We start from the raw sequence: 15,194 nt of genomic DNA, 5'->3' as shown, positions 1-15,194 counted from the left end.
TTTATGCTAGGTTTGATTAATACCTTAGCTTCCGACTACATAATAGACAGTGAAAGAGAAACCGGTAGCGGTAGGGCTGATATTATGTTGATACCTAGAGCTGGAAAGCAAGACAACGCCATTATTATTGAATATAAAATATGCAAGTCTCCAGAAGAGTTAGAATCTGTTGCCAGAGAAGGGCTAGAGCAAATAGCAAAAAAACGATATGAGGCTAAAATAAAAGAATACTCCCATGTTCAAAAAATCATCAAAATATCTATGGCTTTTTGCGGTAAGGAAGTGGCTCTAGAATATCAGCTATAGTTTAATATTCCAAGGAAGTAGTTTTATCTATTATTACTAGGTTTTTGCCTAATTACTGGTGGTTTCGTTGGTGCCTTTGTTGGTGAGATTGTGGATAATTTTGAAGTGCTAGAAGGGGTTTTTCCTTGCCTAACCTTTTGTAGACTTTGTCTTAATCTATCTGTCCTTAATTCTTGTCTCTTTTTAAATGCTACTAATGGTTCATTTAGCTTCTTAACATCTGCTTGCACTTTCTCTAACGGCATTTGTTGACTCTGCTGTTTAGTAGTATCTTGAATTTGTGGTTTACCAAGGAGTCCTTTAATATTATCAACAATAACCTCTATAATAGCGTTTATAATTTTTGCAAACCAACCTGTTGTTTGTTCAGGTTTGGTCATTGATGGTGGCAAAGTGTCTTTATCTCTCTTATCGGATTCAGACGGTTCCCTAATTACCGGTTCTGGCAATGCTGCAGGAGCGTTAGTCTGTAACTTATTATCCTTTGAGCTGGTAGCTGCTTTATTAACTGCTTTTTTTATTGGTTTTATCGACTGAGACTGTTTAATCTCATTATCTTTTAATTTTTCATTTAATTTTTCATTTAATTTTCTAATTTTCTTTTGCGGTTTTTCGGCAGTTTGCTTTTCAACAATTTTTGTTGAATCTTTTAACTTTTTCAGTCTATCCTCTAATTCTTTGACAGTTGGTATTGGTGCAGGATTTTTTAACGCTTCTTCCGTAGGTCTTGGATCTCTTATAGCCTTAAGCCTATCTGCTAATTCTTGATCTTTTTGTTTGCCTAATGCTGCACTTTTCTTATCTAAATTCACTTCAGATTGCATTTGTTCTAGCAATTTATCTACTTCCTGATCGGAAACGGAACCAGCCATCCTATCTAATGAATCATTGAAGATATCTCCCACTTTTTCAAATTTAGATAATTCTTTATCTAAATCATTAGATACTTTTTCAAATTCTTCATTAATATCACGTTTCTCAGACATATTATAACCAGTTAGTTATTGAATATACTTGCGTATATTATAATATATTCTGTTGGTTCCTACTAGCAATTTTACTAAATACATATTTTTTTAAGTTCTTATGCTTGTAATGTTGTTGCTTTTGTGATATACATATTATGCTATAATGGGTGGTTTTTAATGCCCATACAACAAGTTCTTCCTTCTCTCCCATTATCCAGCAGTTATAGTCAATTATTTTAAACTCTGCACTATAACTTTGCTTCTTTACCTCGAAAAACACAACCACAAATCTTGCATTTATATCTTTGCACCCCATCTTGTAAACCATTCTTCACTATGTTTTCAAATTTGTATGTTTTACATTCTTTCCATTCCCCTGAGATTTGTTCTCCTTATTGCTATTCACTTATCATACTCTAGCAATATTTTATTTCATATACTCAAATGATTTGAAGAGTATACCAACTGTTTCTAGGCAACGCCTGACAAGTTACTGATGAGTTCTTGACAAAAGGGTTGACTTTATATATATTACGACTTGCCTATATGTTATAGATATTGAAAAGGGGGTGTAGCTCAGTTGGTTAGAGCGTCTGCCTGTCACGCAGAAGGTCGCGGGTTCGAGTCCCGTCACTCCCGCCAGTTACTTATTACCCTTTCAGGGATTTTGTAATTTTACTAGAGAATAGTACTCTACAATTTTTTATTTATTTCCTTATGATCAGTAAAAAAGCTGACTGCTAAGAGTCATGGCTTAGAGCTACTTTAGCAGCGACAAAGCAATCCATGAGAATTAGTATAGATACATCAAGACTATATTGCTTCGTCGACCTACGGTCTCCTCGCAATGACGCTGAGGCTAAAGCTATAGCTAACTCTGTTTAATCTTCACATCAGCCATTCTAATATATAATGGCTCGATAGAGTTAGAAAAATTACATTTTTCAGCTATTTTATCAGCTATATATTGACATATATGCCATGCCTTAATTTTAGTGAAACGCGGTAAGATTATTACATTTTCTAAATCCTTAATCTTGTCGTATATCATCTCTAACCCACTACCAGCACAGACTTTAATAATATTATCTTCTGTATTTAATAACTGCCCAACTTGGTCATAATTTATCAATAAAGGAATAGATGACTGTCCATCTTGATCAAAAACCTGGCTATATAATTGCTCTCTATATGCATTAAGAAAAATAAAAAACTTAAAAGTAACCTTTTTATTATGGTTATTTACTTGCCTAGTGGCTCTCCGCCAGGAATACTCAAAATTAGATATAGTAGTACCTATGATATTGGTACTTAGCAAAATGCCTTTTGCTACTGACAACCCTACCCTAATACCGGTAAAACTACCTGGACCATTTGTAACGGCTAGGTAATTTAAGTCATGGTAAGAAAGCTTTGCTATTCTCAAAGCTTCTTCAATCATTGGTACTATTGTTTCAGCCTGCATAGATGGTCTTAAATCCTCGATATAGGCTAAAATAACTTTATCTTCAGAAATCGCAACAGATGCACTATTATTTACCGTATCCAATGCTAAAATTTTCATTTATACTATCAACTCTTTAAATCACTTAATTAGACCTGTTGCATAACCTAATCTAATTGGTAATTTTGTTGTCAAAACTCGTCTCCGTTCCTCACGTACATCTTAGTACGCTGCGGTACTCGACTTCGTTTTTCCTAAAAATTCCTCAATTATCTTTAGGTTATGCAAGAGGTCTATTATACTAAAATAGTAATGACAATGGAAATAAATAGAACAATTTTTAGATTGTACGATATTCGTGGAAGCAGTCTGCTGGATATTAATACAACTATTGCTTATAAAATTGGATTTTGTTTTACTAAACTGAGTATATCTAAACAAGGGAACAAAATATTGATAGGGCGAGATGGTAGATTAAGCTCCCCTGCCCTTTACCATGCTTTGGTTAATGGCATTATCTCAGCTGGTGGACAGGCTATCTCAATAGGAGTCGCCCCCTCTCCTATGCTATATTTTGCTGATAAGATATTTAAGCCACAAGCTAGTATAATGATCACAGGTTCACATAATCCCAAAGATGATAATGGTTTTAAGATGTTATCGCAAGGCAAGTCTTTTTTCGACCAACAAATACAACATTTACTAAATAGCATTCTACATACTGATTGGTCTAATATGCCTGATAAGTTTATAGCATCATCTATAGCGAAAGAGCTGGATATCACAACTCAATACATAGATAGGATATTACAAGAAATAACTATAGAACCTAAAATAAAAGTAGCATGGGATCCAGCTAACGGTGCGGCTGGAAATATTACTGATCTATTAGCATTAAGGTTACCCAACAAAAATATCGTTATCAATTCGGAAATTGATGGTAATTTTCCTAATCACCACCCAGATCCCACTATTGCTAAAAATCTAGAACAACTAATAGAAGTAGTGAAAACCCAAGATTGCGATATTGGTATTGCATTTGATGGAGATGCCGATCGTATAGCCATTATAAGTAAGAAAGGACGAATAATTTTAGGCGACCAGATTCTTTGTATATTAGCAAAAGATATAATTGACCAAAATCCACAAGCAACTATTATCATGGATGTTAAATCAAGTAGCGCCATATTTAATCAGATTAAGTCATATGGCGGAAGACCGATAATGTGGAAAACAGGTCATTCTTTTATTAAAGACAAGATGCAAACAACTAAGGCATTACTGGGCGGCGAAACTAGTGGTCACATATTTTTTGCTGATAAATATTATGGATACGATGATGCAATTTACGCTGCTCTACGGTTTCTTGATTTATTATCAAGATCAGAAAAAACCTTGGACGATATGATAGATGAGCTACCTAAATGTTACAGCACTCCTGAAATTAGCATCCCGGTACCAGATGATCTCAAATTTGATATTATTCAGCAAATAAAAGATGATTTAATTAGCCAAAATATCGCTTTCAATGACATTGATGGTATAAGGATTGACTCATCAATTGACTCTAATGCATGGTGGTTACTCCGAGCCTCTAACACTGAAGCCAAAATTATTGCTAGATATGAATCAGATAGTTTGGAAGGAATGAATAGTATAAAATCTGAACTTTCCTCTTTACTAGCTAAATATGGTTTGAACATATAATTAACCCACCAGCGTAGGCGGGAATCTAGACCTCTACCTTCGCAGGGGTGACACTAATTCTAGCAGAGATGACACCTGCCCCTCTCGAGTTAACTATAGGTTATTATCCATTTTTCTATAGTTTAGTGCTTCGGCAATATGTATCTTATAGACATTGCGAGAACCTTCTAGGTCAGCTATAGTTCTTGCAACTCGTAAGATTCTATTATATGCCCGCATTGATATACGAAATTTTGTAGCTGCTTCGTTAAGTAAATCTTTTCCATCATCAACTGGTAGTGCATATTCAATAAGCAGTTGCCCATCCAAACGATTATTTGTTTTGATATTATATCCTTCATATCTAGTTTGTTGAATATTGCGAGCTATTTCAACCCTATTAGCTATTTGTTCAGACCCTTCTTCTGTATCATCTCCTATTAAATTATAATTATATGAATCGATAGAGCCTACATTTATATGTAGATCAAATCGATCCATGATTGGACCGGAAATACGCATCTGATAATCACTACCACATTTTGGAGCTCTTGAACATGCTTTATGCGGATCGCTTAAATAACCGCATTTACAAGGATTCATTGCGGCTATTAGCTGAAAGTTAGCTGGATATTTAATATGCGAATTTGATCTAGCAATTAGTATTTCCCCAGTTTCAATTGGTTGCCTTAGAGATTCGATAACATTAGGTGGAAACTCTGGTAATTCGTCTAAAAATAATACCCCATTATGGGCTAATGAAATCTCACCTGGCTTTACTCTTTTACCCACACCACCACCGACCATTGCTGCTATCGAGCAGGAATGGTGAGGAGCACGAAAGGGTCTAACCCTTGATAGTTTGCCATTTGCTAACTTGCCTGCAACGCTTGCTATAGTACTGCACTCTAATATTTCTTCGGGTCGCATTTTGGGTAATATGCCAGGTATACATTGTGCCAGCATCGATTTCCCAGTACCAGGTGGACCAAACATTAATAAATTATGGCTACCTGAAGCTGCTATTTCTAAAGCTCGCTTGGCTGTTTTCTGCCCTTTGATCTCTTTAAAGTCAGGGTAATTTATGATGCTAGTGTCAATTTCCAATTCTGGTGATGATAATATTTGCAGACCTTTAAAATGATTAACTAACTCTATTAAATTACTTGCTACCAAAATATTATTATTGCCAGACCAAGCAGCTTCCTGACCATTCTGTTTTGAACAAATTAGCCCTTTATTTCTAGCTGCAGCACCAATAGCAGCAGGCAAAGCTCCACTGACAGGTAATATAGAACCATCTAGAGATAATTCCCCTATTACTAGATATTCTTGCATTTCTCCAGCTGGTAAAATTTTCATACTGCTAAGTATGGCACAAGCAATAGCAAGGTCAAAATGACTGCCCTCTTTAACCAAATCGGCTGGAGCTAAATTTATAAGTATTTTCTTGGCAGGTAGGGCAAGACCTATGGAAGACAGAGCTGCCCTAACCCTTTCTTTAGACTCACCAATGGTTTTATCCGCTAGCCCTACTATAGTAAAATTAGGTATACCTGGCGATATCTGTACTTGCACATCGACATCAATAATGTCTATACCACTAAAGGTTAAACTGCCAAGATGAACTATCATTTACAAAATAAATTTTACTAAATCCAGATTTTTGATAATTTTTGATAATTGCTGGTCGACAAAATGATCCTCCATAACTACCTTTTTTTCTTTCATGTCACTTGCATTAAAACTTATATCCTCCAATAAATTTTCTAAAATAGTATGCAATCTTCTTGCTCCAATATCTTCAATTTCTAAGTTAACTTTTGCTGCATAAGTAGCAATCTTATCTATTGCCTTATCAGTAAATTGTAATTCTACCCCTTCGGTGCCAATTAAGGCTGAATATTGTTTTATTAAACTTGATTCTGGTTCAACCAAGATTTTCACCATATCTTCCTTAGTGAGTGAGTTTAACTCCACTCTAATAGGTAGCCTTCCTTGCAACTCGGGCAATAAATCAGATGGTTTTGATAAATGAAAAGCCCCTGATGCTATAAATAATATATGAGCAGTTTCTACAGAACCATACTTAGTATTAACTGTTGTACCCTCAATAATAGGTAATAAATCCCTCTGTACTCCCTCTCTACTAATCTCTGAGCTTTTTCCCTCAGGTCTTGAAGTAATTTTATCAATCTCATCCAAAAATACTATACCATCATTTTGTACTAGCACTAATGCATCTTGAGTAATTTTTTCTTGATCAATCAATTTATCTGACTCTTCAGCCAAGATAGTTAACATAGCATCTTTAACTAGCATTTTTTTGTTTTTTGTTTTACTAGTACCGATGACTTTGCTGATCATATCAGAAACATTTAACACACCCATAGCCGCTCCTGGCATACCAGGAATTTCAAAATTACTACCAAATATGCTACCTGAATCTGCTATATTGATCTCAATTTCATTATCATCGAGTTCACCTTTTTCAAGCTTAAGACGAAATTTCTCTCTAGTCTCAACTGATGCCGATTTGCCTACTAAAGCGTCCAATACTCTTTCTACAGTTTTTAAAGTTGCATTAGCAATAACTTCTTTTTTAGCATTAGCTTTTTGGGTATTAACAGCTATCTCCACTAAATCTCGTATTATTGACTCAACGTCTCGTCCAACATATCCTACTTCAGTAAATTTAGTGGCTTCTATTTTAAGAAAAGGTGAGCCGCTAAGCTTAGCAAGCCTTCTAGCGATTTCAGTCTTACCTACGCCAGTTGGTCCAATCATTAAAATATTTTTTGGAACGATTTCTTGACGAAGTGGCTCGGCTACATTTCTACGCCTACAGCGATTGCGTAAAGCGATTGCCACAGCTTTTTTGGCCTTATATTGTCCAACAATGAATCTATCAAGCTCAGCTACGATTTTAGAAGGAGTTAATCCCATAGATTTAGCAGGAATTTCCACTGATTTAGGTGGAGTTCTTACAGGTTTAACCGAAGTTTTAACAGATTTAGCAGGAGTTCCCGCGGATTTTTTCTTAATACTAGTACTCATATAACTTTTTCTAAAATAATGTTATGATTAGAGAAAACACAAATGTCAGCTGCAATATGCATTGATTTTAAAGCAATCTCTTCTGCAGTTAGGTTATTATCAAAAGACATTAATCCCCTAGCACTTGCCAGGGCATATAATCCACCAGAACCAATGGCAGCAGCATCCCCGTCAGGTTCAACTACATCACCATTACCAGTTAGAATTAATATATTTTTTTTATCTGCAACAATCATCATTGCTTCAAGTTTACGTAAATATTTATCGCTACGCCACTCTTTTGCCAATTCTACTGCACTTCTCAGTAACTGGTATGAATGTTTTTCTAGCTTTAATTCTAGTTTTTCAAATAAAGTTAAAGCATCGGCAGTAGAGCCAGCAAAGCCTGCAATAATACTATTATTGAACATAGTTCTTAATTTTTTGGCTGTCGATTTTAAAATTGTATTACCAAGGGAAACCTGACCATCAGCGGTAATCACGACTTCTCCGCCTTTTCTTAAGCACAGTATAGTAGTCCCGTGTAATGAGTTGTCTGACATAAATAATCTTCTAAATATTGATGTTTAGCTATTGATGTTTAGTTGTTTGTTTATTATTATGATGTTTAAGTAATCATTCAGTATCATAATTACAAGACTCTCCTATGAATATTTATTCAATATATGTTAATCCTCAAAAAAAAGATAATGATTTTATTATTATCAAACAGGGTTTTTCGTTATTTGCTGCATTTTTTAATATATTTTGGGCATTATATCACAGAATGTGGTTAGCACTAATAATTACTTTAATAATAAGTGTAGCTATATCAAGCTTAGGTTTTACTTATCTTACCTTTGCCAGTCGAATAGCTATTATGTTAATATTTGGTTTTTTTGCTGCTGACATGAGAGAATATGATTTGAAACAAAAAAAATACCGACTAACAGAAATAATATTAGCAAAATCTCAGATAGAAGCTGAATTAAAATTTTTAAAACACTTAATGTAGGTAATAAGAATTAGAGTATAATGAATATGTATGACAAAAATAATGTTTTTGCAAAAATTATTGGCAAGTATCTACCAGCAGAAATAATATATGAAGATGAGAATCTAATAGCGTTTAACGATATAAATCCTGTAGCTCCGGTACATGTAATAGTTATACCGAAAAAAGAGTATATTGACTATAGCGACTTTATCCTCAAAGCTTCTGGCGATGAAATTAAAGATTATTTTACCAAACTATCTTATATTGCATCTCTAGTAGGTTTAGAGCAAGATGGCTACCGTTTAATTACCAATAAAGGTGTGATATCCGGACAAAGTGTGTTTCATTTTCACTTCCATATTATTGGTGGAAAAACTATTTCTAAGTTGATATAGCTTAAAACTCGATAATCAAGTTTTTTGCAGAGCTTATAAATAGTAGAAGTAAATTGTCATTCCCGCGTAGGTTGGAATCTATAATATCTCATGGCATTTTTAGATCCCTGCCTTCGTAAGGATGACAACCATTATCCTATATTTTATTCAAATCTACAAAAAAACTTGATTATCGAGTAAAAGCTATATCTATAGCCGAGTAAGCACCCATCATGCTGTCTATTAGAAGAAGGCATAAGCCGACGAAGCAATCCAGGAAAATAATTAAAAATAGATTGCTTCGACCATTACATGGTCTCGCAATGACGTATATACAACCCAAACGTCATTGCGAGGGGGCGGAAGCCAACGAAGCAATCCAGAAAAGCAACAAATGGTGCTATAATTACTCCTCTTAACTATAACACACTTTCTTCACAGCACTAATAACATCTTCGATAGTTGGTAAGGCTAATTTCTCTAAATTAACAGCATATGGTAGAGGAACATCCTTACCCGAGATAATTTCTATGGGAGCATCTAGATAATCAAATGCCTGACTCATAACCATGCTAGCTATAGTTGCCCCAACCCCGGCAAAAAACCAACCTTCTTCTATAATAACCAATCGGTTAGTCTTTTTGACTGATTGTAATATAGTTTCTATATCCAAAGGCTTGATCGTTCTAAGGTCAATCACCTCACAGTTAATGCCATTATCCTGCAAACTATTTGCCGCATCTAAAGCCAACTTAACTTGTAAGGAAAATGTTACTATGGTAGCATCATCACCTTCAATAAGTTTCTTAGCTTGCCCAAAAGGAATAGGCTCGATTATTTCTGGAACTTCAAAACTATGCCCATAGAGAATTTCATTCTCTAGAAAAATCACTGGACCATCATCACGAATAGCCGTCATTAACAACCCTTTGTGATCTTCTGCACTATAGGGAGCTACTACTTTTAACCCCGGAATATGACTATAACAAGCTGTATAATTTTGACTATGTTGTGCAGCAACTCGACTTGCTGCTCCATTTGGTCCACGAAATACTATTGGACATTTAATAATTCCACCAGACATATAATGAGTCTTAGCTGCAGAATTAACTATTTGATCCATTGCTTGCATAGCAAAATTAAATGTCATAAATTCAACAATTGGACGCAACCCCGAAAAAGCTGCACCAATAGCCACCCCAGCAAAGCCATGTTCTGTTATTGGTGTATCAATTACTCTTTTTGCCCCGAATTGCTCTAACAATCCTTGGGTTACCTTATATGCTCCTTGATACTCGGCAACTTCCTCTCCCATAATAAAGATGCTATCATCCTTCAACATTTCTTCTTGCATTGCCTGACGCAAAGCTTCCCGTACTGTTATTTGTAACATCTTCCTACTCATTCACAACATAAATATTAGTATATAGTTCTTTCTCATCCGGTAAGGCTGAGCTTTCTGAAAACTCAACTGCTTCTGCAATAATATCTTTGACCTCTTTGTCAATTTCTTTCAACTGCTGCTCACTAGCATATTTGTTATCCAGGATTATATCCTTCACTCGCGATAAGGGGTCTTGTTCTTTATAGATATCAACTTCCTCCTTACTACGATATTTGGCTGGATCAGACATTGAGTGTCCTCGATAACGATAACAATCCATTTCTAATATTATTGGTCCGCCACCATTTCTTGTAAACTCTGCAGCTTGCCGAGCATAATCATAAACCGATTCTAATGACATACCATTTACTTTAAAGCCGGTAATACCAAACGACTCCCCTTTCTTGTAAAGGTCAGTCATAAAGGTCGAACGGGCTACTGAGGTACCCATTGAATATTGATTATTTTCAATAATATAAATTATCGGTAAATGCCATAATGCCGCTATATTAAAAGCTTCATATACTTGCCCCTGATTAACTGCCCCATCTCCTAAAAAGGTAAAACACACATTATCAGTATTTCGATATTTTTCAGCAAAAGCCAAACCAGTACCTATCGGCACCTGAGCTCCTACAATGCCATGCCCACCGTAAAATTTGTTTTGTACGTCAAACATATGCATTGAACCACCCTTGCCTTTCGAGCAACCAGTTTCCTTGCCCATTAGCTCTGCTAACACATATTTTGCTTCAGTCCCGGCTGAAATAATATGAGCATGATCCCTATAACTGGTAATAGTATTATCACCAGCCTGTTTTACTAAATCTATACCAGTAATTATCGCTTCTTGTCCAATATATAAGTGACAAAACCCACCTATTAGACCCATACCGTATAATTGTCCACATTTTTCTTCAAATCTTCTAAGCAACAATATCTTTTTATAAGATTCGAGATATTGAGTACTATTTAGTTTATATTTCCCAGGAACAATCATCTATGACTCCTCTATATTCTCAACTATTTACAAACTTTATGCCATCCCCTAAAAAACGTTATCCTAACTTTTTTGTCATTCCAGCTTCGGTGCGGAATCTAGCACCCGCACTGAAGCAGGGGTAACACTAAGTCAAGCAGGAATGACATCCTACACAGGAATGACAGTAAATCAAGGATTAACTGTCAATTTATGTTTTAGATTTACTAATTTTATATGACAATTAACGCTACATTTAGGATTGGCTACTTTTCTTTGGGCAATACAATTTTCCTTAGGTCTTAAAGCAATATTATGCAAAAATTCTTTAGTATCTTTAGGCATATATTGCACTCTAACCTTTGTTATACCACGTTTTTTAAATCCTAAAATCTCAGCAGATTTTTCTGAAACATCTATAATACGGTTCTTTTTAAAAGGTCCACGATCATTAACCATCACAATCAGGGACTTATTATTACTTAAGTTAGTAACTTTGACTAAACTAGGCAGCGGTAAACTACGATGAGCTGCACTTAGCATATGTTTATTATAGATATCACCATTGGCTGTTTTTTTCCCATGGGTATTATCCTTGAAACCATACCAAGATGCCATACCTATTTGATCACAATTAACATCTTCCTTAGGCTGATAAGTTTTACCTTTGATAGTATATTTTTTGCCTATCTTATAATGTCCCTTGTAATGAGTATTTTTAGGATCTTCCTGAGATAATTTTTTATATACGCTAGTCTTTGATGAAGTAGAACAAGAACTAAGCCCCATACAACAAACTATCAACAAAAGAATATATCTAAACTTCATTTTCATTTATATCATGTTCATTATTAATCTTTTTAGTTTCCTTCATTTTAACGTGACAGATTACTCTTTCCACCCCATTAATCTGAGAAGCAATAGAAGTGACCATTTCTAGCTCTTCTTCAGACCTTGCTATACCAAATATATATACTATATTATTAACTGTAATAATGGTGTAATTTACCCACTTTATATCTCGCTTAATAAAAAGCCGAGCTTTAATCTGACTAGTAATCATAGCATCTTTAGTGTATTGCACTAAGTCAAAATGATCACTTTTTTTATCTATTATCAGTTCATTAATAACTTCACTAACTCCTGTTACATCCCAGACAAGTTCTACAGCTTTTAATGCATCTTCTTTTTTATCTATGATTCCAGTCAGTAGCACCCTACCCTGTTCTACCTCAACCTTAATCTTAGTATATAATTCCCTGAAACTATTTTTTATAAAAGAAGCTTTGATCTTTGCCGATATTTTTACGTCATCAATTGTTTCAGTAATGGACTGATCTTTTGCAGCAGCGATAGTAGAACTAGTGGCTGCAGTAAAAATAGCTGGAAGACAACCTGTAAGTATGAAAGATAAGATTATAATAATAAAGTTAATTCTATACATAACCCTCCTTAATTTACGTAATATCTGCCCTTTAAGATAAATCTAACCCGTTAATGTTCTAGATAACATCTTCGTCATTGCAAGACCACGTAGTGATCGTGGCAATCCATTTTTAATCAATGTTTGGATTGCTTCGTCGGCTCACGCCTCCTCGCAATGATGGGATATCTAAAACTTATTCGGATTAGCTACAAAGCTTTCTAAAGAATTTATTATAGTAAATATAATAGTAAGCACAACTAATTTTTGCCCGAAATTCTAATTGCCATGCCCACATAGACACATAAGCGTTAGTTTAAGGAAATAAAGTAGAAAAGTCGTCTATAGTCAATTGATGGGAAGTTGGTGACGTCGTTGCTCAATGCTCGCCTATTATTTATAGGCGTCGCTCCATCGTTCCTGCTACCCAATTCCCCTGAATTGACTATATTAGCAAGCCACCATAGGTAGCGTGGCAATCCTTTCTAATCACTTTTCTGGATTGCTTCGTCGACCTTACGGTCTCCTCGCAATGACTTTATCTGCCATTGCGAGACCACATAGTGGTCGCGGCAATCCACACTTATTGGATTGCTTCATTCCGATTTCCGCAGTTTTTATTAAGAGAGAGTCCTGTAAGCCTTAATTTATAAGGGTTACAGATTTTTAGGCACAACATTATTTGCTTATTTTAGATATATTTCTGTAGAATTTGAGCATTTAAGATTGAAGATTTTATAAAAATCTTCCTTGTCTCATTTTGTTAGTTAATTTTTGACTGTCAGATAGCTATTCAATATATATCTTAAGCAAAGAGGATGGTGACATATACTTGCAGTTTTACTGCAAGTATATGTTAATGATCTTAAGGACAAAACTAGAATTTAAGCCTTGCACCAATAAGAGCAACAGTACCTCTAGTCTTTTTCTTAGGAGCTTCAACAAAATAAACTGGTCGACCTTTAGCTTGGAAATAAGATATTTCAGCATAAGGCAATAACCCTGGTGTTACTAAATATTGAGTACCAACACTTACTGAATCGACAGTATTTTTATATTTCAACGATCTAAAATAAGAAACACTTGTTTTCATAGGACCCTGCCCATAAGCAATTGCTCCATTATAATATTGTGTGTTACGACCAACTTTATGATAAATTTTTGAAGTCAAACTTTTACCTAAGCTACCATAAGAAGCTGCACAAGAAATATTACCATAAGTAAAGACTGCCCCTAAATTGTAAGCAGTTAGATTTGATAGCTTATTTCTAGATAATACATTGCTATCTGGATCTAACACTATAATCTTATCGGCTGGTTTAGCATACTCTCCTGTAACAGCCACCTGTACTGATACATCATCTATAATTTCATATTTATAGGATATCCCAGCAGAGATCGCATCTTTGACATTCTGATTTACAATTATCTGATTGCCTTTGGCACCATTTACGCCTTGTAAATCTACTTTAGTTACCCCAACCCCTAATTTACTCAAACCCTTATCGTCTAAGTTTTTTAGACTACGATTACCACCAGTATTTGCTGAATCAGGAATATAAGAAATACCAAATTGAAAACCTTTCATTTCCGGGGTATAGTAAGAAATTTTTCTAGATGCCTCAGTTCCTTTGCTTATATCATCAAAACTATTGGAGTATGAACTTATCTGAAAAGTACCAGGAAAAGTAATAAAATCTGGTAGCTGACCTTGATACTTCATATTGCCATCATTTAATACGGCAAACTTAGACCAACCACCAGCCCCCGCCACAATTGAACCTGGACCAACACCCATGTTAGAACTAGCATCATGAGGAGTCCCTAACTCTACTTTACCATAGTCTGTTTCTAAGAAAATATGAGAACCATTATAAGCTGCAGAAAGTTTTGGTTTAGTGGTTGTTAGTAAAACTATTTTGGCTCCAACTGTCACATCATTCAATTCTTGTTTGGCAGTAGCCATAAAAGCAGCTTCCGTATAAAATGCAAGATTTTTCCTATTATCAGTAATATTTTTACTTGTTCCTGACAATTTTCCTTGATTTCTATAACCAGATTGGAAACCAAAAAAACCTTCTAATTTTATTTCCGTATCTGAAGCAGCAGCATCAGCTGGAGTAGTGCAACCACTAGCAAATGCTATGCTTGAAAAACAAGAAAAACACAGTAACATTATTAATTTCTTCATTGTAACACCTAAATTTCAATTCTATATTTGCATTTGTCGTTATACTTAAAGTACAGACCTATTTTCTTATTATTGAATTATAGCATAAGATAAATCCTTATGTAACTAATAACTTGCAAATAATTGCAATCGCTACCTAAATATACTAGCTTATCATGGCAAAATTACCATTATCATTAGACCTCTTGCATAACCTAATCTAATTGGTAATTTTGTTGTCAAAACTCGTCTCCGTTCCTCACGTACATCTTAGTACGTTGCGGTACTCGACTTCGTTTTTCCTAAAAATTCCTCAATTATCTTTAGGTTATGCAAGAGGTCTAATGATAATTTTTAACTCACTTTACGCATATAGTCAATTAACCTGAATTAATGCCGAATAAGCATCCATCGTGCTGTCATTGCG

The 15,194-nt window shown here is 34.9% G+C and carries 14 protein-coding genes, 1 tRNA gene and 1 pseudogene; 5 read left to right on the top strand and 11 right to left on the bottom strand.

Annotated features, from left to right (window positions below):
• A partial coding sequence (locus RiCNE_RS00560; RefSeq protein ID WP_192866908.1) for a PD-(D/E)XK nuclease domain-containing protein occupies positions 1-306 on the top strand: 306 nt, incomplete at its 5' end.
• A gap of 23 nt (positions 307-329) precedes the next feature.
• Here the strand turns inward: RiCNE_RS00560 and RiCNE_RS00555 are convergent.
• Positions 330-1,292: a hypothetical protein gene (locus RiCNE_RS00555; RefSeq protein ID WP_094648695.1), complete on the bottom strand. Its 963-nt coding sequence runs from the start codon at positions 1,290-1,292 to the stop codon at positions 330-332.
• 230 nt (positions 1,293-1,522) lie between these two features.
• Positions 1,523-1,585, bottom strand: a complete 63-nt coding sequence (locus RiCNE_RS08530) for a hypothetical protein (RefSeq protein ID WP_425360914.1) — start codon at positions 1,583-1,585, stop codon at positions 1,523-1,525.
• A gap of 254 nt (positions 1,586-1,839) precedes the next feature.
• On the opposite strand from RiCNE_RS08530, the gene RiCNE_RS00545 reads away from it, so the two are divergent.
• Positions 1,840-1,916: transfer RNA gene (locus RiCNE_RS00545), tRNA-Asp, on the top strand.
• Positions 1,917-2,145: 229 nt separating this feature from the next.
• On the opposite strand, the gene tsaB is transcribed toward RiCNE_RS00545, so the two are convergent.
• The gene (tsaB, locus tag RiCNE_RS00540) at positions 2,146-2,838 is read right to left on the bottom strand and encodes a tRNA (adenosine(37)-N6)-threonylcarbamoyltransferase complex dimerization subunit type 1 TsaB (protein WP_094648693.1); all 693 of its coding nucleotides are present in this window, start codon (positions 2,836-2,838) and stop codon (positions 2,146-2,148) included.
• Between the two features lie 198 nt (positions 2,839-3,036).
• Between tsaB and RiCNE_RS00535 the strand changes: the two genes are divergently transcribed.
• Complete coding sequence (locus RiCNE_RS00535) at positions 3,037-4,425, top strand: phosphomannomutase/phosphoglucomutase (RefSeq protein ID WP_094648692.1); 1,389 nt, start codon at positions 3,037-3,039, stop codon at positions 4,423-4,425.
• A gap of 93 nt (positions 4,426-4,518) precedes the next feature.
• Here the strand turns inward: RiCNE_RS00535 and RiCNE_RS00530 are convergent, their stop codons facing one another.
• The 3 genes from RiCNE_RS00530 to hslV all read right to left on the bottom strand — a co-directional run bounded on the left by RiCNE_RS00530 (position 4,519) and on the right by hslV (position 8,003).
• Positions 4,519-6,039 (bottom strand): YifB family Mg chelatase-like AAA ATPase, encoded by a 1,521-nt coding sequence (locus RiCNE_RS00530; RefSeq protein ID WP_094648691.1) that lies wholly within the window; start codon positions 6,037-6,039, stop codon positions 4,519-4,521.
• A complete protein-coding gene (gene hslU, locus RiCNE_RS00525) occupies positions 6,040-7,350 on the bottom strand; it encodes an ATP-dependent protease ATPase subunit HslU (RefSeq protein WP_094648697.1) in 1,311 nt (436 codons plus the stop codon).
• Positions 7,351-7,457: 107 nt separating this feature from the next.
• Entirely contained in the window at positions 7,458-8,003 is a 546-nt protein-coding gene (hslV, locus tag RiCNE_RS00520) for an ATP-dependent protease subunit HslV (protein ID WP_094648690.1), read from the bottom strand.
• 104 nt (positions 8,004-8,107) lie between these two features.
• On the opposite strand from hslV, the gene RiCNE_RS00515 reads away from it, so the two are divergent.
• Positions 8,108-8,455: a DUF2628 domain-containing protein gene (locus RiCNE_RS00515; protein WP_094648689.1), complete on the top strand. Its 348-nt coding sequence runs from the start codon at positions 8,108-8,110 to the stop codon at positions 8,453-8,455.
• 26 nt (positions 8,456-8,481) lie between these two features.
• Positions 8,482-8,832: an HIT domain-containing protein gene (locus RiCNE_RS00510; protein ID WP_094648696.1), complete on the top strand. Its 351-nt coding sequence runs from the start codon at positions 8,482-8,484 to the stop codon at positions 8,830-8,832.
• 394 nt (positions 8,833-9,226) lie between these two features.
• Here the strand turns inward: RiCNE_RS00510 and RiCNE_RS00505 are convergent, their stop codons facing one another.
• The 5 genes and pseudogenes from RiCNE_RS00505 to RiCNE_RS00480 form a co-directional block, all read right to left on the bottom strand.
• On the bottom strand, positions 9,227-10,204 hold the full coding sequence (locus RiCNE_RS00505; protein ID WP_094648688.1) for a pyruvate dehydrogenase complex E1 component subunit beta: 978 nt from the start codon (positions 10,202-10,204) through the stop codon (positions 9,227-9,229).
• A 4-nt stretch (positions 10,205-10,208) separates the two neighbouring features.
• Positions 10,209-11,195, bottom strand: coding sequence for a pyruvate dehydrogenase (acetyl-transferring) E1 component subunit alpha (gene pdhA, locus RiCNE_RS00500; RefSeq protein ID WP_094648687.1), 987 nt, complete (start codon positions 11,193-11,195; stop codon positions 10,209-10,211).
• Between the two features lie 171 nt (positions 11,196-11,366).
• Positions 11,367-11,987 (bottom strand): annotated as a pseudogene (locus RiCNE_RS00495) (septal ring lytic transglycosylase RlpA family protein); the annotation flags it as partial.
• 4 nt (positions 11,988-11,991) lie between these two features.
• A complete protein-coding gene (locus RiCNE_RS00490) occupies positions 11,992-12,618 on the bottom strand; it encodes a BON domain-containing protein (RefSeq protein WP_094648685.1) in 627 nt (208 codons plus the stop codon).
• An 856-nt stretch (positions 12,619-13,474) separates the two neighbouring features.
• Positions 13,475-14,788: a porin gene (locus RiCNE_RS00480; protein WP_094648683.1), complete on the bottom strand. Its 1,314-nt coding sequence runs from the start codon at positions 14,786-14,788 to the stop codon at positions 13,475-13,477.
• Between the last annotated feature and the right edge of the window lie 406 nt (positions 14,789-15,194).

Source organism: Rickettsia endosymbiont of Culicoides newsteadi, from assembly GCF_002259525.1.
Taxonomy (GTDB): Bacteria; Pseudomonadota; Alphaproteobacteria; order Rickettsiales; family Rickettsiaceae; genus Tisiphia.
This window is presented reverse-complemented; position numbering and strand designations above follow the sequence as displayed.